This window comes from Rickettsia hoogstraalii (assembly GCF_000825685.1).
Taxonomy (GTDB): Bacteria; Pseudomonadota; Alphaproteobacteria; order Rickettsiales; family Rickettsiaceae; genus Rickettsia; species Rickettsia hoogstraalii.
Genome location: NZ_CCXM01000001.1, coordinates 1385716 through 1406289, shown reverse-complemented (window position 1 = coordinate 1406289; position 20574 = coordinate 1385716). Strand labels below are relative to the sequence as shown.

The following is a 20574-nucleotide window of genomic DNA, read 5'->3' as shown; positions in this document are numbered from 1 at the left end:
ATTAGTAATGAGTAAAATTTTCTATATTATAGGCACTATATTAATAATAAGTGTCGGTATTTTTATGTTTCAAAAGCAAACGATAACGGATAACAATCAAATAATCCCAAGAAAAGTTTTATTCGGTAACCCTGATAAAGCAAGGGTTTCTCTAACCCACGACGGCAAATATATTCTATATATTGCACCGAAAGACGGTGTATTAAATATCTGGCTAGCCCCCTCAGATGATATTAGTAAAGCAGAAGCCATAACCCATGACAAAGGACGTGGTATTTGGTCTTATGCTAAAGCTTATAATAATAAAAATATTTTATATACCCAAGATTTTAACGGTGATGAAAATGACCGAATCTACAGTTATAATATAGAAACGAAAGAGTCAAAGCTACTTACTCCTGAAAGAGGTGTTAAAGCCGGTATAGCCGGAGTGAGTTATAAAAAGCCAAATGAGATATTAATATATTTAAATGAGCGTAATCCTGAATATTTCGATATTTATAAGTTAAATCTAGATACTCTAGAAAAAGAACTAATTTATAAAAATGATAGATTTACTGATTGCGTAGTCGATGAAAATTTAAATTTAAGATTCGGTAGTTTACTAGATAAAGACGGAGCTGTTGAATATTATGAACTAAAAGACGGCGAACCTAAATTATATACTAAAATCTCAATGGAAGATTCTTTCAATACTTCTATACTCGGTTTTGATGCTAGCGGCGAAATTCTTTATATGCTTGAGGGGCGTAACCGCAATACTTCAGCTCTTAAGGCGATAACACTCGCTACAGGCAACGAAGAAATATTAGCTGAAGATTCAAAAGCCGATATTGGCTTATTTACAGTTCATCCCACAAAGCAAACTCCGCAAGCAGTATCTATAGATTATGATAGAGTTTCATACAAGATATTAGATAAAGATATTGAAGATGATATTAAATATTTGCAAGCTCTCGATCGCGGTGATTTAATTATTAATAGTAGGACGCTAGACGATAAAATTTGGATTGTTGCTTATATGGCTGATAATGCACCGGTGAAATATTATAAATATGATAGGGCAAATAAAAAAGCCGAATTTTTATTTACTAATCGTAAAGAACTTGAGCAATATAATCTTGCTAAGATGATACCGGTAATTATCAAGTCACGTGACGGGCTTGATTTAGTTAGCTATATCACTTTTCCAAATGATGTAAAACTTGATGAAAATAATATTCCTGATAAAAAAGTACCGCTAATAATTAATGTTCATGGCGGACCGTGGGTTCGTGATAGCTGGGGATACAATCCTGAGCATCAATGGCTTGCAAATCGTGGTTACGCAGTTTTAAGTATAAATTACCGTGGTTCTACCGGTTTTGGGAAAGATTTCTTAAACGCCGGTAATTTAGAATATGCTGGTAAAATGCACACCGATTTAATTGACGGTGTTAACTGGGCTATTAAGAATAATATAGTTGATTCTGACAAAGTTTGTATTATGGGCGGAAGTTATGGTGGTTATGCTACACTTGTCGGTCTTACCATGACCCCTGACATATTTGCTTGCGGTGTTGACGTTGTTGGTATGTCTAATTTATTAACTCATGTGCAATCTAAAGCTCCTTATATGACACCATTGTTAAGTATATATAAAACACGTATAGGACTTTGGGATACTGAAGAAGAAAAAGAGTTTTTAAGGCAAAGATCGCCGATTAATTTTGTTGATAATATCAAAAAGCCTTTATTTATAGCACAAGGTGCTCACGATGTGAGAGTTGTACAGGCAGAATCAGAACAGATTGTAAATAGCATGAAAGCAAAGCATATACCGGTAGTTTATGCACTTTATAAAGACGAAGGACACGGCTTTGCAAAACCAGGTAACAGAATCTCATATTACGCTCTTGCCGAGCAGTTTTTAGCTAAGATTTTAAAAGGAAGAGCGGAAGCAATAGGAGATGACTTAAAGAATGCTAATCTCATTCTGAATGATAAAGAAAAAATTAGCGGTACAGAGGCAGAAAAGATTATAGATACGGCAATTGGGAATTAGAACCTTCATGTCATTGCAAGCAGTCTGTATGACTCCCAAATCGTCATTGCGAGGAAAAACTGCAAGTTTTGACGAAGCAATCTCAGTAATTATACTATACTACTTTATGAGATGCCACGTCGCTACGCTCCTCGCAATGACGCTATAACATAAATAGAGTACTATCATGCTACTGACAAATACTGAAAATTCTTACGGCTTAATTGCAAAATTTTTCCACTGGATCATGAGTATTATAGTTATAGTAATGCTCGTTGTTGGTTTCTTAATGGATAATTATATAGAACCGCCTCTAAAATGGCAATTATACGGGATACATGAAGCAACCGGTATAGTTGTTTTATCTTTAGTAATAATAAGGCTTTTATGGAAGTTCTATAATGCTAATGTTTTATTACCAACTGATTTACCGAATTGGCAGAAAAAAGCCGCTAATATTAATATAAATTTGCTATATCTTTTAATATTATTAATGCCGATAAGCGGCTTTTGACTATCCTATCAAATCATCATATTGATTTTTACGGTTTGTTTACTATAAATTCTTTTGCTCAAGATTTACAATTTGCCAAAATCTTTAAAAAAATCCATAAAAAAGCTGCTTTGTTATTTACTGCCTTAATTATTTTGCATATACTAGCTGCATTATATCACCACTTTATTAGAAAAGATAACGTACTTAAGAGGATGTGGAATGAGTAACCTAATTATAAACTTATTGACATATAATAAATTGTGTTTTATATACAAAGTAAGATCATATAACTTACTATATTAGTATTATGAGCAAAAGTGCTAGAGTAATAGTCTCATCGAAAGGACAGGTAGTTATACCTAAATATATCAGAAATAAACTTGGTTTACACTCAGGCTCTGAGTTGATAATTAATTACAAAAAAAATGAAACCTTAGAACTGTTTCCTATAAAAAAGGATATTTACAGTTTTTTTGGCAAAGGTAAACACAAAGCCAAAAATGGTCCGGCTGATATAGATGAAGCTATAAGTATTGCGGTTATAGAAAATGATAGGAATTGATACTAATATTTTAACTCGTACTTTCCTTGAAGACGACGAGATACAGTCTAAGGCTGCTCAAAATTTTCTAAAAAATAATGCTAAACATAAAGTTTTTATTTCTTCATATGCAATACTTGAGTTTGTGTGGATATTAAAAGTTAAAAAATTTACTCGGCAAGAAATTTATGAAGCAGTTATGAATCTTATTGATAATTCCGGTTTTGTTGTTGGCAATCAAGAAGTAATAATATCTGCAACCGAGAAGTACATTAAAGGGAAAGCAGGTTTTGCTGATTATATGATTATTGCTGAAGGGGAAGTAAACAGTATTAATAGTTTTATAAGCTTTGATAGAGAAATAATACGAGAAGTTAAGAATGCATCTTATCCATAAAAATTAATAACAATTCAAATAAATTATTTAAAATGAATATTCATGAATATCAAGCAAAAGAGATTTTAAGAAAATACGGCGTACCTACTTCCACTGGCCTCGTTGTTACGAAAACCGAAAAGATTAACGAAACCATAGATAAGTTAAATACGGAAGTATATGTGGTTAAAGCACAAATACACGCCGGCGGCAGAGGTAAAGCAGGCGGTGTTAAGGTTGTTAAGAGTAAAGAAGAAGCCAAAAAAGTTGCTCATGACATGTTTGGTATTAATTTAGTAACACATCAAACAGGACCTCAAGGACAAAAAGTAAACCGTCTTTATATTGAATCAGGTTGTGATATTTTAAAAGAATATTATTTCAGTATCGTATTTAATAGATCAGCTAGCTGTATTACTTTCATAGCTTCTACCGAAGGAGGAGTTGATATTGAAGAAGTAGCAGAAAAAACTCCGGAAAAAATTGTTAAATTTTCTGTTGATCCTGCAACTGGTTTACAAGATTTTCATATGCGAGGCATAGCTTATGAGTTAGGCTTTAAGGATAACCAAGCAAAACAGATGAAAGAAATAGTAAAATCAGTCTATCATACTTTTGTTGAAACTGATGCGGCACAAATTGAAATCAACCCGTTAATTGTACAAACGGACAGAAATTTACTCGCTTTAGACGCAAAAATCACTTTTGACGATAACGGCTTATTCAAACATCCAAATATTACGGCAATGCGTGATCACGATGAGGAAGATCCTTTAGAAACTAGAGCCGCAAATGCAGGACTTAGCTATGTAAAAATGGACGGTAATATCGGCTGTATGGTTAACGGTGCCGGTCTTGCTATGGCTACTATGGATATTATTAAGCTTTACGGTGCGTCACCTGCAAATTTCTTAGATGTTGGCGGCGGGGCTGATCGTGAGCGTGTAAAAGAAGCCTTGAAAATAATTCTATCCGATAAAGAAGTGCAAGGGATCTTAGTTAATATTTTCGGCGGTATTATGCGTTGTGATATTATAGCGGAAGGGATTATTGCAGCTGCAAAAGACATCGGTATAAAAGTACCGTTAGTAGTTCGTTTAGCCGGTACAAATGTTGAAAAAGGCGAAGAAATTTTATCAAATTCCGGTTTAAAAATAATACCGGCACATGATTTAGCAGATGCTGCAAATAAAATAGTTGAAGCGATACGGTAGATAACCGTCATGAGCTAAGCAGTCGTAGTACTTACGTGGCTTTTATGTCATTCCCGCGTAGGCGGGAATCCAGTAAAACCTATAAAAAACTTGTTTTTTTAGGTTTATTTTATCAAATGTATAACTTCTATATTGATATTTGAAGTTATTTTTCTGGATTCCCGCCTACGCGGGAATGACATAATAATGATCCATGCAACAACGCCTTCAGTTGCTCGCAATGACGATGACAATTACACAAAATAAAAACAATAAAAATTATTTAACATGGCAATATTAATAAATAAAAAAACAAAAGTTATCTGTCAGGGCTTTACTGGTTCACAAGGAACTTTTCACTCTGAACAAGCGATAGCTTACGGCACTAACATGGTTGGCGGTGTTACACCCGGCAAAGGCGGTCATACTCACCTTGATTTACCTGTATATAATACCGTACATGAAGCAAAAGCAAAAACCGGTGCAAATGCAAGCGTTATATATGTTCCGCCCGGCTTTGCCGCTGATTCGATATTAGAAGCAATCGATGCCGAAATTGAAGTAGTAGTATGTATAACGGAAGGAATTCCGGTACTTGATATGGTGAAAGTAAAACGTGCTTTAGTCGGTTCTAAAACTAGATTAATCGGTCCTAACTGCCCTGGAGTTATCACACCGGGTGAATGTAAAATCGGTATTATGCCTGGGCATATTCATAAAAGAGGAACGATAGGTATTGTTTCAAGATCAGGTACTCTAACTTATGAAGCAGTAGCACAGACAACAGCCGTAGGACTTGGACAATCTACATGTGTCGGTATAGGCGGCGATCCTGTTAACGGCACTAATTTTGTTGATTGTATTGATATGTTTTTGAAAGATGATGAAACAAAAGCAATTATTATGATTGGTGAAATCGGCGGTAATGCAGAAGAAGATGCAGCCGAGTTTATCAAGCAATCAAAAATCAAGAAGCCTATTGTTAGCTTTATTGCAGGTATTACAGCACCTCCCGGTAAAAGAATGGGGCATGCCGGTGCTATTATTGCCGGAGGAAAAGGAAGTGCCGAAGATAAGCTTGAAGCTCTACAAAGTGCCGGCGTAACTATCACTAGATCCCCTGCCGATATCGGTAAAACTATGTTAGATTTACTGAATAAAGGCTAATCATTATATGAAAAGCTATTATTGCGTGGATCGATTTTAACGTCATTGCGAGGAAATTACGAAGTAATTGACGAAGCAATCTCGAGATATTCGGCGAGATTGCCACGCAGCCTACGGCTGCTCGCAAGGCATTGTTGCGTGGATCAGTTTTATCTCTGTCATCCCGTGGCTTGACCACGGGATCTAGTTAAAAATACTAAAATTATTAGTATTTTTTATTGTTTTTATGGACCCCGTGGTTAAGGTTATAATATCGGACATTTTTTAAAAAAATCTCGATGTCATCCCCACGAAAGCGGGGATCCATATTAAAAAATCTTTAAAATTAAAGATTTTTTATTACATAGTTTTTTTAAAGCTTTACTTTACTGGATTCCCGCCTACGCGGGAATGACATAAAACGAGCCATGCAATAACACCAAGCCCCTCCAAGTTTCTTAAGAACTCTTATTATCCCTAATTTCTTTAACTATATTTAGTAACTGTGGGAAATCTATTAACCCGGGTATTAATTTTGAATCAATTATATACGCAGGTACTCCTTGGATTCTAAGGCTTCTAACTATTTTCATATTTTGAGTAATTAAATCTTTAATCTCATTGCTATCGGCAGTTTCTTCAATTTCCGTAGCATTTAAGCCATTCTCGGTTAATAATTCTTTTATAGATTCCTTAGAAACATCTCTTATTTTTATCAGTTCATCATGAACAGCTTTAAATTTACTTGGATTAACCTTATAAACGGCTAAAACTATTCTTGCAAGATATTCGGAAGCATCTCCAAGGATAGGTAGCGGTCGTAATATAACTTTAACTTTTGGATCGTTTTGCAATAATTCATTTATAGAAACATCGCCTTTTTTACAATAAGAACAATTGTAATCATAAAAAGCAATTATTGTTATATCACCGTCTTTATTTCCTATAATAGGAAAGCTTGTGCTATCTTCAATACCTAACTTATTATCTTTTAGATAGTTATTAACTTTAGTCTCATTTTCCTGTACTTTACGTTTTTGCAAGCCTTCTATTGATTCTATTATTATTTCCGGAGTTTTAAGCAAATAATCTTTGATTATTTCTTGGACTCTTTCCTCTTCACATTTCTTTGCCTCCTCGCTTTGTTTAACCTCAACGGAAACCGGATTTGTAGAATAAGTTTTCATTGTTTTGAAAACAAATAAAACTCCTATAACAACTACAAATATAACCAATATTTTACCTATAATATGCTGCATAAATACCTTTTTTAAAAATTTTAGATTGTTTTTGCTTGAAATCGTCATTGCGAGGAGGCATTGTTGCGTGGACCGGTAAATGCTCTTTATGTCATTCCTGCGAAAGCAGGAATCCAGAAAAAATAGTCTTAATCTTGACAAAATAAACCTAAAAAAACAAGTTTTTTGTCGGTTTTACTGGATTCCTGCTTTCGCAGGAATGACATCGATATCCACGCAACAAAGCCTTGCGAGGAGCGAAGCGACGTGGCAATCCAGCAAAAACAATAAAAAATACTAATAATTTTAGTATTTTTAACTGGATCCCGTGGTCAAGCCACGGGATGACAGAGATGAAATTGAACCACGCAACAACGCCTTCTCGCAATGACGCTTATTTCTGTCTTATTAATCTGCTCTGATCTCTTTTCCAATCTTTTTCTTTAATTGATTCTCTTTTATCATGTAATTTCTTACCTTTAGCAATACCAAGTTCAATTTTCACTTTATTTTTTTTATTAAAATACATAGAAAGAGCTACTAGCGTATAGCCTTTTATTCTAATTCTACCGATAATTTTCTTTATCTCTTTAGTATGCAACAATAATTTACGAGGTCTACGAGTAGAATGATTAAATCTATTCGCTTTTTCATATTCCGCAATATGGCAGTTATACAAAAATACCTCATGCCCGGTATCTGCCGCATGGCTTTCCTCTATAGAAGCTTTGCCTTGACGCAGAGACTGTACTTCACTACCCTTTAATACAATACCTGCTTCTAATCTTTCTTCAATAAAATAATTAAAAAGGGCTTTCTTATTTTGTGCAATAACTTTCTTATACTCGGTCATAATTTTATGGATAGTGATGTTATAATGTTTTCAATTTGTTTTTTAGCACTATCGCTTGCTTCAGTTAATGGTAGTCTAATTTCATTTTCACATAAACCTAAATAATATGCAGCATATTTTATCGGAATCGGATTAGACTCTACAAATAATGCTTTATATAAAGGCAGTAATTTCTGATGGATTTCTAATGCTCCTTTAGTGTCATTCTTATTCCATTTCTCCAATAACTCTTTACACATATCGGGAGCAATATTAGAAGCTACGGAAGTCCACCCTACCCCGCCTTGTGCGTTAAAAGCTAAGGCTACTTCATCGTTACCGGTTAAAATGTTGAAATCCTTTTTAACTATTGCTCTAATCCGCAATGGACGTTCTAAATCTACGCCGCAATCTTTTAATGCTAAGATACGCGGTAGCTCGCTAAGCCTCAATATCGTCTCATCAGAAAAATCTACTCCGCTTCTAGTTGGAGCTGAATATAATATAATAGGTAGATTACACGCTTCATGTAATGCTTCAAAATGCTTATAAATCCCTTCTTGAGTAGGTTTTACATAAGATGGCGGACTAGCCATAAAACCATCAACCTTGATTTTTGTAGATTCCGCTGCAAGCTCTCTTGCATAAGCAGTATTATTTGATGAACATCCGCTTATTATAGGAATACGCTTATTAACGATTTCTACGCTAGTTTGCAGTAATAACTTATATTCTTCAAAGCTTAAGCTACTACCTTCTCCGGTTGAGCCTGCAATTAATACTGCATCGACTTCATGCTTTATTTGATGTTTTAAAATTCTCTCTAAAGCATATAAGTCTAACTTATTATCTTTAAAAGGTGTTATAGCTGCGGTAATTAAACCTTTAAATATGTTATTCATTGTTTTTTATTTTTTTATTAATTTGTCATTGCGAGGAACCATAGGGAACGCAGCAATCTCGTCAAATGTCCTGAGATTGCTTCGTCAAAACTTACAGTTTTTCCTCGCAATGACGCTTTTCCTACTCCCTAACAATACACCCATACTCTTTTTTCAAACGATCTGCAATTTGATGATCATCGAAAGTAATCTTTTTATTGCCTAAATCTATAGAATCAATATTTTGTACCTCGATTACCGTGCCTGTAACAAAACATCCGGTAAAATTCTCTATTTGCTCTAATTTCAAACGCTCTTCTTTTACTTCTAGACCTAAATCTTTTGCAATTTCAATAATAGTCTGTCTTGTTATACCGTTTAAAAATCTATCGGCAATTGGAGTATATAATGTTTTATCTTTAACAAAGAAAATATTTGTTGTAGTGCATTCAGCAATATATCCTTCATAATCAAGTAATAATGCATCATCATAGCCAAGAGCTTTAGCTTCTTTTTTACTCGTTATTGCCATATTATATTGAGCGGCGGATTTAGATTGTACCGGGGTGCTATCAGGTATTGCTTTACGCCAGCGGCTTACATGCAAATTTATACCTTTCTCAAAAGACCTTGGCATTGATGGAATACCGGCAATCAAAAGATTAGTAGACAAATCAGGATTAGTAATATTTAGCGATTCGTCTCCGCACCAAATAAGCGGTCTTATATATGCATCCTTAATATTATTTTGTTTTATTACAAGTTCATGAGCTTTTATTATCTCGTCCACACTATAAGGTACTTTCAAACCTAATGCTTCTGCTGATTTTATTAATCTTTCCGTATGTTCTTTTAGTTTAAAAACTTTGCCGTTATAAGCTCTCTCACCCTCAAATACCGATCCTGAATAATGCAGGCTATGAGTTAAAACATGAATCCTTGCGAATTGATACGGAACTAAATCACCATTAATCCAAACATGCCAAAAAATTTGCTCTAGTTTTATCATTGTCATTAACCTATATTTATATTAAAGTATCATTGCGAGTAGCGTGGTTGCGTGGATCAGTTGCCCCGTCATTGCGAGAAGAATTACGTAGTAATTCGGCGAAGCAATCTCAGGAGTTTGTTATTATTTCATGAGATTGCCACGTCGCTTTGCTCCTCGCAATGACGATTCGTTATCCACACAAGCAATGACGGAAAAATTAATACCAATTTTTCAAATTAAATGAGTATACATGCATACATACAAAGCACATATTTTAATCGTTGATGATGATAGCAGAATATTAGCACTTTTAAAGCAGTTTTTAAATAAAAACGAGTTTTTAGTATCAACGGCAAGCTCAGTCATAGAAGCTAAAAATCTATTAAAAACTTCTAATTATGATTTAATTATTTTAGATGTTATGTTACCTGAAATAACAGGACTTGATTTTGCTACTACTATAAGGGATGCCGGTAATAATATTCCTATAGTTATGCTTACTGCTTTATCGGAAGCCGATGACCGTGTTAAAGGACTTGAAGCCGGTGCCTCTGATTATATAACTAAACCTTTTGAACCGAGAGAATTATTACTTCGGATAAATAATTTAATTAATAATTATAATAACTTTAAAAAAGAAACGAATATAATTAAATTCGGCAATAATTTCTATAATTTTGATACAAAGGAATTCACTAAGAACGATCAAATCATATCTCTTAGCTCTACCGAACAAAAATTACTTGAGATATTAATAAAAAATTCCGGTAAATCTACTAGTCGTTTTGAACTTTCAAAAATTATGGGCGGGCTTAGTATGCGTTCTATCGACGTACAAATTACAAGAATAAGAAGTAAACTAGAAGATAATCCAAAAGAGCCGAAATATTTAAAAACCGTGCGTAATGAGGGCTATGCACTTTATATCTAAATTATTACCGAGAACATTATTTGTACGATTTATGTTCATTATAATCATTCCGATTTTAATAGGGCAAATCGTTGCTATATTTTTGTTTTACGATCGTCATTGGTATAATGTTTCATATTATACTAGTACTATTATTATCAATGAAATAGAATCACTGATTAAAGAACATAGAAATAATTCAAGAGAGATAACCCATTTATCGGAAAATTATCTTAATTTATCTTATCAATTTCAGCTTAATAAAAAGTTATCTATAAAACAACCCAAATTAAGTGAGCCTCTAACTATATTTAAAAATATTTTAGCTACAAAAATCCATGAAAAAAATATAGTTAAACTAAATAAAGAAAATAAAATCGAAGTATTTTTAGAATTAAAAGATGGAATATTATATATTACTTTTCCTGCAAAATTACTACTTAATCCTACAGTATATATATTTGTTTTATGGATTATATCTTTAACTGTTATATTACTTTCTGTTTCTATTATTTTCTCCAAAAATCAAATTAAATCAATACTCACTCTTGCGGATAGCATGGATAAATTTGGTCGAGGTGTTTTAAAAGGCAAAAATTTCAAACCTTCAGGAGCCTTAGAAATAAGAAAAGCAGGGCTTGCTTTTTTAAAAATGAAAGCCCGTATTGAAAAACAAATTACTAAAAGAACCACTATGCTTGCTATGATTTCGCATGACCTTAGAACTCCTTTAACAAGAATGAAGCTACAACTTGAATTGATGGAAGGAAGTGAAGAAATTAAAGGATTAAAACAAGATATATTAACTATGCAGCAAATGATAAATTCTTATTTAGATTTTGCTAAATGTGAAAGTACAGAAGAATTTGAAGAAATTTTATTATTACCTTGGATAGAACATTTTTTAAACAAATGGTCACATATAGATATTGAATTTATAAAACTTAATAATATAGATAATTCAAAAGTACAAATTAAACCGAATTCTTTTGAAAGAGCCTTGTCTAATTTAATCGGTAACGCTATAAAATATGGAACTAAAATTAAAATATCTTTGACAGATAATCCATCTACCGTAGCTATAATTATTGAGGATAATGGTATCGGTATAGATGATACGGAAAAACATCTTGTATTTAAACCGTTTTATAGATCGGATAAAGCAAGACAGCTTGATAATGCAAGTAATGTAGGACTTGGGCTTGCTATTACTAAAGAAATAATAAACGATCATAAAGGCTCTATTTATTTAGAAGATAGCAAGGATTTAGGCGGGTTATCGGTAAGAATCGAAATACCTAAAATATGACGCCGATGTCATTTCCGTGTAGATACCAAATCGTCATTGCGAGGAGGCATTGTTGCGTGGACTGATTTTCCGTCATTGCGAGAAGAATTACGTAGTAATTCGACGAAGCAATCCAGTAAAAAATTCTGATTTACAGAATTTTTTTAATATTTTCCTAGATTGCCGCGTCGAGGCTTTGCCTCTCCTCGCAATGACGGTTTTAGTATCCACGTAACAGTACCCGCTCGCAATGACGGAAAAATCGACCCATGCAGCAACATCTAAAATATAAAATAATGACTAACATAAAACATTTAGCAATAATAATGGACGGTAATGCTCGTTGGGCAGATCGACATAACTTAACAAAATCTGAAGGGCATAAAGCAGGAGCAGATAAAATTCGTGAATTACTGCCTGAGTTTATTAACCTTAATATAGATTATATAACTTTATATACTTTCTCTTCCGAAAATTGGCAACGTTCAAGCACGGAGGTAGATTTCTTAATAAAATTATTAAGTATTTATTTAAAAAATGAATTAAACAGTTTACATAAAAACGACGTTAAAATAAAAGTAATAGGTAGGCTTAATTTATTAAGTAGCTCATTGCAAAAACAAATAAATAATGCTATAGAATTAACAAAAAATAATAATAAAATAACTCTTTGTATAGCTTTTAGTTATGGAAGTCGTCAAGAAATAGTTGATGCCTGCACAAAAATTATTGCAAGCGGTAAAAAAGAAATAAGTGAAAGCGATATAGGGCACGCTTTATATGACCCTGAAATGCCGGATGTAGATTTATTAATAAGACCGGGTGGGGTTTATCGCATCAGTAATTTCTTGCTTTGGCAAGCAGCTTATGCTGAATTATATTTCTCACTCAAATATTGGCCCGATTTTAATAAAGATGATATAATAGAAGCTATAAATGATTACTCAAAAAGGAAAAGAACATTTGGCAAAAGATAAACAAAATATATATTTAAGAATCCTGTCCGGTATAGTTTTAGTGCCGTTATTTGTTATAGCTATATTATGGTTTAAGCCTTTATTCTATATTCTAATGATATTAGTGGGTATGGGAATGTTAAGTGAATGGTATAATATGACCTATTCTTCTATTCCTTATCTATTAATCGGGCTAATTATTATTCCGATTCCTATAAGCCTATTAATATTTTTAAGTATGGAAGATACCAATAGATGGCTTATTATGCTTTATTTTTGCATAATTTGGTCGGTAGATAGTTTTGCAATGATTGGCGGCAAAACTTTTAAAGGAGCAAAACTTGCTCCAAAAATCAGTCCTAAAAAAACTTGGAGCGGTCTGATTACGGGAACATTATCAGCAGGTTTGGTTGCGGTATTAGTTAGTTTTATACCAAACTTTCATATTGAAAATTACTATTTTTCAAATAAAATTTATTTGTTTATAATTAGTTATATATTAGCATTAATAGCTCAATCAAGTGATCTATTTATTTCATATTTTAAGCGAAAATTTAATATTAAAGATAGCGGTCATATAATACCCGGTCATGGAGGAGTGCTAGACAGATTTGATAGTATTATTCTAACTGCTCCGGTATTGTTTCTTATAAGTAATATTTTATGAATGATACGACCTGTCCGGTGTCATTCCCGCGAAAGCGGGAATCCAGAAAATATAGAAACCTCAAAAAATTTTTATTTTTACTAAAGGTTTTGATAGATATTTATAATCTTTTGAATTTCTTAAATTTTTACTGGATTCCCGCTTTCGCGGGAATGACATCGAGTAAAAATCGTAAGATACTATGATGCTTATGAATTTATTACATTTAAATAATCATTCTAAAAAAATAATTTTAAATATCTTTTTAGCTTTACTACTTGGATATTTTGTTTTTCATTGCATATATGGTAACAAAGGGATTATTGCATATTTAAAAGTAAATAGGCAGCTTGAAAAAGCTTATGATGAACTAAAAGGCTTACGAGCAGAAAGAGTAGAACTTGAACATAACGTCAAATTACTCCGAACGGAATCGCTAAATAAGGATATGTTAGAAGAACAAGCAAAGAAAGTTTTAGGAGTAGCAGATCCTAAAGAACAGGTGTTTACAATAAAAGACACACTTAGTCAAAAGTAAACATCGTCATTGAGAGGAGGCATTGTTGCGTGGACCGGTTTTCCCGTCATTTCGAGGAAAATTACGAAGTAATTGACGAAGCAATCTCAGGAGTTTGTTATTATTTCATCATGAGATTGCCACGTCGCTTCGCTCCTCGCAATGACGAAAAAACGAACCACACAACAACATTATTGATTAAAAGGAATTGAACATAATTTATGAACATTAAAATTTATCAAAATGACCTACCTAATAATTTTGAACTTGAAGGGGATATTGCTATAGATACCGAGACAATGGGGTTAAATCTACATAGAGATAAACTCTGTTTGCTACAATTTAGTAACGGCAACGGTGAAGCCCATCTTGTTCATTTTGTAAATCAAGATTATACTGCTCCTAATTTAAAAGCATTATTGTTAGATAAAACTAGATGCAAGATATTTCATTTTGCTAGATTTGATTTAGCAGCTATAAAAAAATATTTGAGTATAGATTTAGAAAATATCTTTTGTACTAAAATATCTTCAAAACTTGTCAGAACCTATACTGATAGCCATGGTCTTAAGGATTTATGTCGGGAGCTACTTTCCATAAATATTTCCAAACAACAACAATCTTCTTACTGGGGAGCTAAAAATTTATCTTTGGAACAACAAGAATACGCAGCAAAAGATGTGCTTTATTTGCATCAGTTAAAAGATATTTTACAAAAAATGCTACTTAGAGAAAATAGGTTTGAACTTGCCCAAGATATTTTCCGCTTTTTACCTACAAGAGCTAATTTAGACCTTATAGGTTGGAATGAAATCGACATTTTCATGCATTAATTTAAATTAATATAAGTTAATAAAAAGATTAAATTATTAACTTAATAAATTGACTTCAAGTATAAAATCCTGCACACTATTTAAAGAGGTTATCTGTAATAAATTTTAATTAGTAATTGAAGAGCTTTTTTAGCGAAAATTAATAAGATTTTTGCAGAAATTGTAGTTCCTATTTCAAAAAAATCTTATAATTTACAGCAAAAAAGAATAAATTACCGGTTAAAATTTATTTACTGATAGTCTCTTATTAGCTAATTGATTTTTTTAATTACTTAGCCTACAATTAAGGAAGAATTTAAAGGAAACACGGAAGCACTTGCCACCGCAGCATACATAACAGTACGTGAGGAGGCTTAGAAGCAAGTTATATAAAAAGTTTAATTAATTAGTAACTAAAAAGGGGATCTTTATGACTAATAAAAAAGAAATAGACGTGCTAGATTCAAATTCAGATTTAAATCTAAATCTAAGTCTAGATACTATAGCAAACCTCTGTTATCCTAGGGTTATAACTTGTGAAACAGACGACGACACGTTAAGTATTGATGGCGGTGTTTTTGCTGCATTTTGGTGGGCAGCCAATTATATAATAGATAAAAGTATTAATGCCAATAACAGACAATGTTCTCTATTACCTTAGAGAAGATCTAGGGCATTATGAAACTTCATCTTATCAGAGTCCTAAGGGTGCTTCAAAAGGTACTTACCATAATAATTGCGGTAACTTTATAAATGAGACGAAGCAGCATTATGACTCTTCATTCGATAAACATGAGGAGGTAGTTTTAGGTAATACTACTACTTTTTTTGGGTTAGTATGGTGGTAATACAATAAAAGTATACTAGCTGTCATACTGCGGCTTGACTACAGTATCTAGAAACAATTTAAAGTACTAAATTTAGTATTTTAAACTAGATCTCACAATCAAGTCGCAGGATGACAGATTCAAAAAATAATATACTTCTGATAAATAAAAAGTAGATAGACGAAGTTTAATTTAGAAAAGAGCAAGGAGGCTGTAAGCCGAGGAGCGGAGCGTATATTTAATACGTGAGCATCCGAGGACTTACAAAGACGACGTAGCCAATTTTTCAAATTAAACGAGTATATTCACAATTTTACGAGGCACGAGAATAATCTTCTTCGGCTCTTTCTCTTCTAAGAACTTTTGCACTTTCGGCAGATTGATGGTAATTTGCTTTATTTCATCTTCACTTGCGGCAGTTTTAAACTCATAAGTATCACAGAGTTTGCCGTTAACCTGCACTGCCATAATATATGTATCTAACTCTAACATTGATTCATCAAATGCAGGAAAAACTGAATTATATAATCGCTCTTTATTGCCAAGCTTCTGCCAAATTTCTTCCGTAATATGCGGGATAAAAGGGTTTAGCAGCTGAATTAAAACATTAAAGCTATGCCTTACAGTTTTTACATCGATCTTATCTTTAGATATTTCAGAAGATATAGCATTAGAAAGCTCACGCATACGTGCTATTGCTCTATTTAGGGCAAAATGCTTTATATCTTCGGCGACGTGCTTTATGGTAAAATGCACTAATCTATTGAGTTCCTTGTTAATTTCACTATTCACATCATCTGTTAAAGAAGCTATCGCCTCAAACATATGCTCAAGCTTATTAATAAAACGTGAGCAGCCTTCAATACCGCTTGCCGACCATTCTAGATCTTTCTCAGGCGGACTATCGGACAGTACAAAAAGCCTAATAGCATCTGCTCCGTACTGCTCTTGCATTGTCTCAAGATCGATGAGATTCTTTTTAGACTTACTCATCTTTTCAATGCGTCCCTGCACTACTCTATTATTGCTTTCTTTATGAAAAAATTCATTACCTTTTTTAACTACTTCTTCAGGATATAACCAATTATTATGTTCATCTTTATAAGTAGCATGCAACACCATACCTTGAGTAAACAGCCCTTTAAAAGGCTCACGAACGCTTACGTAATTCTGCTCGTTCATTACTTTTGTAAAAAACCTTGCATATAATAAATGCATCACTGCATGCTCTATGCCACCTATATATTTATCGACCGGTAGCCAGTAATCACAAGCTTTTTTGTCGGTTATCTCTGTAGCATTGCTATTACAATATCTCGTAAAATACCAAGATGATTCAAAAAATGTATCAAAAGTATCAGTTTCACGAACAGCCGGCTTATCGCATTTCGGACAATTAACATGTTTCCAACTAGGATTATGATCAAGCGGATTACCGTGACCGTCAAAACTAACATCATCAGGTAACGTAACGGGTAAGTCTTTGTAAGGTACGGGAACTATACCGCAAGCTTCGCAGTGAATCATAGGAATAGGACATCCCCAAAAACGTTGACGAGAAATCCCCCAATCTTTTAGACGATAATTTACACTGCGTTTACCTATGCCTAGTTTCTCAAATTCATCGATTACTTTTTGTTTTGCTTCATTACTAGTTAAGCCGTTTAGAAAATCTGAGTTAACCAAAATTCCATCTTCCGTATGAGCGATCTTTTGTACATCAATATCCGTTTCAATTACCTGCTTAATAGGCAAATTCATTTTAACAGCTAATTCATGGTCACGTTCGTCATGAGCAGGACAACCGAAAACAGCACCAGTACCGTAATCCATTAACACGAAATTAGTAATAATAACCGGTAAAACTATATTTGAATCGAAAGGATGAGTAACATAAAGACCGGTAAATACACCTTCCTTTTCAGCTTTATCAAGTTCAGCAGAACCGTTTATATTTGCACATTTAGCTATAAAATTCAATATTTCAGGTGTTTTAGAAACTAATCGTTCTATTATCGGATGATTAAAAGCAATTCCTATAAAGCCAGCACCAAAAATAGTTTCGGGTTTTGTTGAAAATACTTCTATAGTAGTATCTTCATTATCCTTAATTTTGAAATGAAAGTTAGCACCTATCGATTTACCTATCCATTTCTCTTGCATAGAGCGAACGGCTTCAGGCCATTCTTTTAAATTCTGAATTTCATTTAATAACTCTTCGGCATAATAGGTGATTTTTAAGAACCATTGTTTTAAATAACGTTTCTCAACAATTGCACCTGAACGCCAACCACGCCCATCTACAACTTGCTCATTTGCAAGAACGGTATTATCAACCGGATCCCAATTAACAAGCGATTCTTTTTGATAAGCAAGGTTTCTCTCATAAAGCTCTAAAAAGAATTTCTGCTCATGTTTATAATACTGCGGATCACAACTATTTATCTCTCTAGACCAATCATAAGAAAAGCCCATAGATTTTAGCTGCTTTTTCATATTCTCAATATTAGAATAAGTCCAATCTTTCGGATGAGAATTATTTTTTATTGCGGCATTTTCGGCAGGTAGCCCGAAAGCATCCCAGCCCATCGGATGAAGCACTTTAAAACCTTGCATAGTCATAAACCTTGCAATAACATCACCTATAGAATAGTTGCGTACGTGACCTACATGGATTTTACCGGAAGGATAAGGCAGCATTTCAAGTACGTAATATTTTGGCTTGCTACTCTCGTTTGATACCTCAAAAGCTTTCTCATCATGCCAAATTTGCTGCCATTTTTGTTCTATTTGATTCATATTTTTTTATAATTTATATACTGAATCATCATTGCGAGCAGGCATTGCCGGCGTGGGCACTGAAAGTCGTCATTGCGAGGAAATTACGAAGTAATTGACGAAGCAATCCAGTAAAAATTTCTGATTTACAGAATTTTTTTTATTATTTTTCTAGATTGCCACGTCGCTTCGCTCCTCGCAATGACGGGGCGGTATCCACGCAATAATACCTTCTTACAATGACGGAAATACTGTTATTACCTCACACTATTAATATATATATCTCTAGCTTTTCTTAAAATTTTATCTTCAAGCGTGATAGCAAGATTTGAGGTGTTTTCATTAAGTACCCATTGTTTATTTTTAAGCATTTCTTCAAATACTTTCACTTCAATTGAATCAGGGCTTATTACATCGTCTTTGATAAATATATTGATTTTAAACCGAAAATTAGGATTAGAGCGTGGGCTATACCATTCCGTAATAATCACACCGCCGTTTGAGTCAGCTGATGCAAGAGGAGCAAAACTTATAGTCTCTAATGCTGCTTGCCAAAGATATTTATTAACCGAGCCTCCTACAGCTTTAGTAGATTCGTTTTTTACCCTGCCCGGTCTAAAAACTAATCCTTCTTCACCTGCTATAGAACCTACTTCGTCCCATTTCTGCTCTCGTTCTGTTTTTGGATAATCATCCGCTAAGATACTAGTACTTATTGCACTAAGTATAATTACAAAAAATAATCCGATAATTTTTTTCATAACCAATATTTAATTAGGGTACTTGAGGGAAATAATAGAGAAGCTTTGGCTATTAGTCAAAAATTATTTGAACTAACTAATATATCATTTCCTACTTTTCGTCATTGCGAAGAAAAATTGAAAATTTTGACGAAGCAATCTCAGGAGTCTTATTTTATGAGATTGCCACGCTCCTTTCAGTCGCTCGCAATGACGGAAAAACTGACACATATAACTACTCTACACCTTAACAGGCATGACGACAAAAATATCTTTAGGATTCTCAGGAAATTTAATAAGTACCGGTGCTGAAACATCTGAAAAATATAGTTCTACTAAATCCGACTTCACGGCTTTTAAGACATCTTCCAAATATTGCGGATTAAAGCCTATAGCTAAAGGCTCATCACTATTATATTCATAAAAACTTTCCTTATCTTGTGAAGAATTAATAACCTCTTTTGCGTTACCTCTTGCCTCACCGACGGCACTAATCTCTAAGGTTTCACGAGATAACGATAATTTTACCGCTCTAAATTTTTCAACGGTTATTATCGCTATCCTTTCTATACTATCTGCAAATATTTTACGATTAATTACTAATTTTGAGCTACTACTTTCCGGAATAAAAGCACTATAATCAGGGAAAGTACCGTCTATAAGCTTTGATAGCATAATAGTATTTTCGTTACATATAAATTTAATCTTATTGCTACTTAATAAAATTTCTATATCTTCATTTATATTTTTAGGATCTTTAACTATTTTTAAACTTTCCTCTGCACTTTTTTGCGGTAATATAACTCCAAAATTCTTTATTTGTTTTTCTAATGTTACCCATGAAATTGAAAGCCTATGCCCATCGGTACTTGCCGAACAAAACTCTTTGTCTTTTATGTGTAAATAAACACCGTTTAAATTATAACGAGTTTCATCTAAAGAAATCGAAAATTTTGTCGATTCGATTATTTTAGCAAAATCCGTGCAGGAAATTTTAAAACTTGCTTCAGGATTAATACTATCCATTGGAGGAAAAGAACTAACCGGCAAAGTAAATAAATTAAATTTACAATTTTTTCCTTTGATTTCAAGTCCCGTTGTACCGAAATCTGTTAATGTAAGCTCGGAATCCGGAAGTTTTCGGACTATATCATTTAGAGTTTTCGTAGAAACGGTAAGTTCACCTTCACTTACTACCTGTACTGCTATTTTTTGACTTAAGTACAAATCCATATTAGTAGAACTAAGCTCCAGATTGCCGTCTTTTGCCGATAATTTAATGTTTGCATATTCAGGTATTACATTACGTTTTTCAACAACGGAACTTGCAAACCCTAGGGACTGAACTAACGTTTTTGTTTCAACTATTAATTTTAACATATT

General features: G+C 33.3%; 28 protein-coding genes and 2 pseudogenes. 21 read left to right on the top strand and 9 right to left on the bottom strand.

The genetic code is table 11. From position 1 onward, the window contains the following. The first annotated feature begins 7 nt into the window (after positions 1-7). The 9 genes from BN1174_RS07265 to BN1174_RS12425 all read left to right on the top strand — a co-directional run bounded on the left by BN1174_RS07265 (position 8) and on the right by BN1174_RS12425 (position 5970). Complete coding sequence (locus BN1174_RS07265) at positions 8-2044, top strand: S9 family peptidase (RefSeq protein ID WP_040257683.1); 2037 nt, start codon at positions 8-10, stop codon at positions 2042-2044. 7 nt (positions 2045-2051) lie between these two features. Further along, positions 2052-2192: an RND transporter gene (locus BN1174_RS10365; RefSeq protein ID WP_231555846.1), complete on the top strand. Its 141-nt coding sequence runs from the start codon at positions 2052-2054 to the stop codon at positions 2190-2192. A gap of 18 nt (positions 2193-2210) precedes the next feature. After that, complete coding sequence (locus BN1174_RS12435; protein ID WP_269379097.1) at positions 2211-2537, top strand: cytochrome b; 327 nt, start codon at positions 2211-2213, stop codon at positions 2535-2537. Next, positions 2534-2746: a cytochrome b gene (locus tag BN1174_RS12430; protein WP_039595026.1), complete on the top strand. Its 213-nt coding sequence runs from the start codon at positions 2534-2536 to the stop codon at positions 2744-2746. The genes BN1174_RS12435 and BN1174_RS12430 overlap by 4 nt, the downstream gene beginning before the upstream one ends. A gap of 80 nt (positions 2747-2826) precedes the next feature. Then, complete coding sequence (locus BN1174_RS07250) at positions 2827-3081, top strand: AbrB/MazE/SpoVT family DNA-binding domain-containing protein (RefSeq protein ID WP_040257681.1); 255 nt, start codon at positions 2827-2829, stop codon at positions 3079-3081. After that, positions 3068-3457, top strand: a complete 390-nt coding sequence (locus tag BN1174_RS07245; protein WP_040257679.1) for a PIN domain-containing protein — start codon at positions 3068-3070, stop codon at positions 3455-3457. The genes BN1174_RS07250 and BN1174_RS07245 overlap by 14 nt, the downstream gene beginning before the upstream one ends. A 32-nt stretch (positions 3458-3489) precedes the next feature. Next, entirely contained in the window at positions 3490-4650 is a 1161-nt protein-coding gene (gene sucC / locus BN1174_RS07240; RefSeq protein ID WP_040257677.1) for an ADP-forming succinate--CoA ligase subunit beta, read from the top strand. Between the two features lie 267 nt (positions 4651-4917). Continuing rightward, positions 4918-5796: a succinate--CoA ligase subunit alpha gene (gene sucD / locus BN1174_RS07235; RefSeq protein WP_040257675.1), complete on the top strand. Its 879-nt coding sequence runs from the start codon at positions 4918-4920 to the stop codon at positions 5794-5796. A 45-nt stretch (positions 5797-5841) separates the two neighbouring features. Continuing rightward, complete coding sequence (locus tag BN1174_RS12425; RefSeq protein ID WP_269379096.1) at positions 5842-5970, top strand: hypothetical protein; 129 nt, start codon at positions 5842-5844, stop codon at positions 5968-5970. A gap of 263 nt (positions 5971-6233) precedes the next feature. Here the strand turns inward: BN1174_RS12425 and BN1174_RS07230 are convergent, their stop codons facing one another. From BN1174_RS07230 to BN1174_RS07215, 5 genes are all read right to left on the bottom strand, one after another. Beyond that, positions 6234-7034, bottom strand: a complete 801-nt coding sequence (locus tag BN1174_RS07230; RefSeq protein WP_040258120.1) for a DsbA family protein — start codon at positions 7032-7034, stop codon at positions 6234-6236. Positions 7035-7182: 148 nt separating this feature from the next. Further along, the gene (locus BN1174_RS11035) at positions 7183-7401 is read right to left on the bottom strand and encodes a hypothetical protein (RefSeq protein WP_197062092.1); all 219 of its coding nucleotides are present in this window, start codon (positions 7399-7401) and stop codon (positions 7183-7185) included. A 6-nt stretch (positions 7402-7407) separates the two neighbouring features. Further along, positions 7408-7866 (bottom strand): SsrA-binding protein SmpB, encoded by a 459-nt coding sequence (smpB, locus tag BN1174_RS07225; RefSeq protein ID WP_040257674.1) that lies wholly within the window; start codon positions 7864-7866, stop codon positions 7408-7410. Continuing rightward, the gene (gene dapA, locus BN1174_RS07220; protein WP_040257673.1) at positions 7863-8747 is read right to left on the bottom strand and encodes a 4-hydroxy-tetrahydrodipicolinate synthase; all 885 of its coding nucleotides are present in this window, start codon (positions 8745-8747) and stop codon (positions 7863-7865) included. The genes smpB and dapA overlap by 4 nt, the downstream gene beginning before the upstream one ends. Before the next feature lie 121 nt (positions 8748-8868). After that, complete coding sequence (locus tag BN1174_RS07215; RefSeq protein WP_040257672.1) at positions 8869-9741, bottom strand: branched-chain amino acid transaminase; 873 nt, start codon at positions 9739-9741, stop codon at positions 8869-8871. Here BN1174_RS07215 and BN1174_RS12420 point away from each other — a divergent pair. From BN1174_RS12420 to BN1174_RS12790, 11 genes and pseudogenes are all read left to right on the top strand, one after another. Continuing rightward, a complete protein-coding gene (locus BN1174_RS12420; RefSeq protein ID WP_269379095.1) occupies positions 9735-9869 on the top strand; it encodes a hypothetical protein in 135 nt (44 codons plus the stop codon). The two genes, BN1174_RS07215 and BN1174_RS12420, sit on opposite strands and share 7 nt — an antisense overlap. Before the next feature lie 98 nt (positions 9870-9967). Further along, positions 9968-10648 (top strand): response regulator transcription factor, encoded by a 681-nt coding sequence (locus BN1174_RS07210; protein ID WP_040257671.1) that lies wholly within the window; start codon positions 9968-9970, stop codon positions 10646-10648. Next, entirely contained in the window at positions 10632-11936 is a 1305-nt protein-coding gene (locus tag BN1174_RS07205; protein ID WP_040257670.1) for a sensor histidine kinase, read from the top strand. Before BN1174_RS07210 ends, BN1174_RS07205 begins: the two co-directional genes overlap by 17 nt. A gap of 248 nt (positions 11937-12184) precedes the next feature. Continuing rightward, on the top strand, positions 12185-12892 hold the full coding sequence (gene uppS, locus BN1174_RS07200) for a polyprenyl diphosphate synthase (protein WP_197062063.1): 708 nt from the start codon (positions 12185-12187) through the stop codon (positions 12890-12892). Next, positions 12852-13538, top strand: a complete 687-nt coding sequence (locus BN1174_RS07195; RefSeq protein WP_040257669.1) for a phosphatidate cytidylyltransferase — start codon at positions 12852-12854, stop codon at positions 13536-13538. The genes uppS and BN1174_RS07195 overlap by 41 nt, the downstream gene beginning before the upstream one ends. A gap of 181 nt (positions 13539-13719) precedes the next feature. After that, positions 13720-14055, top strand: coding sequence for an FtsB family cell division protein (locus tag BN1174_RS07190; RefSeq protein ID WP_040257668.1), 336 nt, complete (start codon positions 13720-13722; stop codon positions 14053-14055). A 29-nt stretch (positions 14056-14084) separates the two neighbouring features. Then, a complete protein-coding gene (locus tag BN1174_RS10350; RefSeq protein ID WP_156138544.1) occupies positions 14085-14246 on the top strand; it encodes a hypothetical protein in 162 nt (53 codons plus the stop codon). A 9-nt stretch (positions 14247-14255) separates the two neighbouring features. Beyond that, positions 14256-14867, top strand: coding sequence for a ribonuclease D (locus BN1174_RS07185; protein ID WP_040257667.1), 612 nt, complete (start codon positions 14256-14258; stop codon positions 14865-14867). 409 nt (positions 14868-15276) lie between these two features. After that, on the top strand, positions 15277-15507 hold the full coding sequence (locus tag BN1174_RS07180) for a hypothetical protein (RefSeq protein WP_040257665.1): 231 nt from the start codon (positions 15277-15279) through the stop codon (positions 15505-15507). Beyond that, complete coding sequence (locus BN1174_RS10345) at positions 15473-15694, top strand: hypothetical protein (protein ID WP_156138543.1); 222 nt, start codon at positions 15473-15475, stop codon at positions 15692-15694. The genes BN1174_RS07180 and BN1174_RS10345 overlap by 35 nt, the downstream gene beginning before the upstream one ends. A 171-nt stretch (positions 15695-15865) precedes the next feature. Then, a pseudogene (locus BN1174_RS12790) lies at positions 15866-15968 on the top strand (palindromic element RPE5 domain-containing protein); the annotation flags it as partial. Here the strand turns inward: BN1174_RS12790 and leuS are convergent. The 3 genes and pseudogenes from leuS to BN1174_RS07170 form a co-directional block, all read right to left on the bottom strand. Further along, positions 15965-18472: a leucine--tRNA ligase gene (gene leuS / locus BN1174_RS07175; protein WP_040257663.1), complete on the bottom strand. Its 2508-nt coding sequence runs from the start codon at positions 18470-18472 to the stop codon at positions 15965-15967. The pseudogene BN1174_RS12790 and the gene leuS overlap by 4 nt on opposite strands. A gap of 79 nt (positions 18473-18551) precedes the next feature. Then, positions 18552-18675: pseudogene (locus tag BN1174_RS13245) on the bottom strand (zinc ABC transporter substrate-binding protein); the annotation flags it as partial. Positions 18676-18708: 33 nt separating this feature from the next. After that, on the bottom strand, positions 18709-19212 hold the full coding sequence (locus BN1174_RS07170) for a DUF3576 domain-containing protein (RefSeq protein ID WP_040257661.1): 504 nt from the start codon (positions 19210-19212) through the stop codon (positions 18709-18711). A 104-nt stretch (positions 19213-19316) separates the two neighbouring features. Between BN1174_RS07170 and BN1174_RS12410 the strand changes: the two genes are divergently transcribed. Then, a complete protein-coding gene (locus BN1174_RS12410; RefSeq protein ID WP_269379094.1) occupies positions 19317-19442 on the top strand; it encodes a hypothetical protein in 126 nt (41 codons plus the stop codon). Here the strand turns inward: BN1174_RS12410 and dnaN are convergent. Next, entirely contained in the window at positions 19432-20571 is a 1140-nt protein-coding gene (dnaN, locus tag BN1174_RS07165) for a DNA polymerase III subunit beta (protein WP_040257659.1), read from the bottom strand. The genes BN1174_RS12410 and dnaN overlap by 11 nt on opposite strands. Positions 20572-20574: the final 3 nt, after the last annotated feature.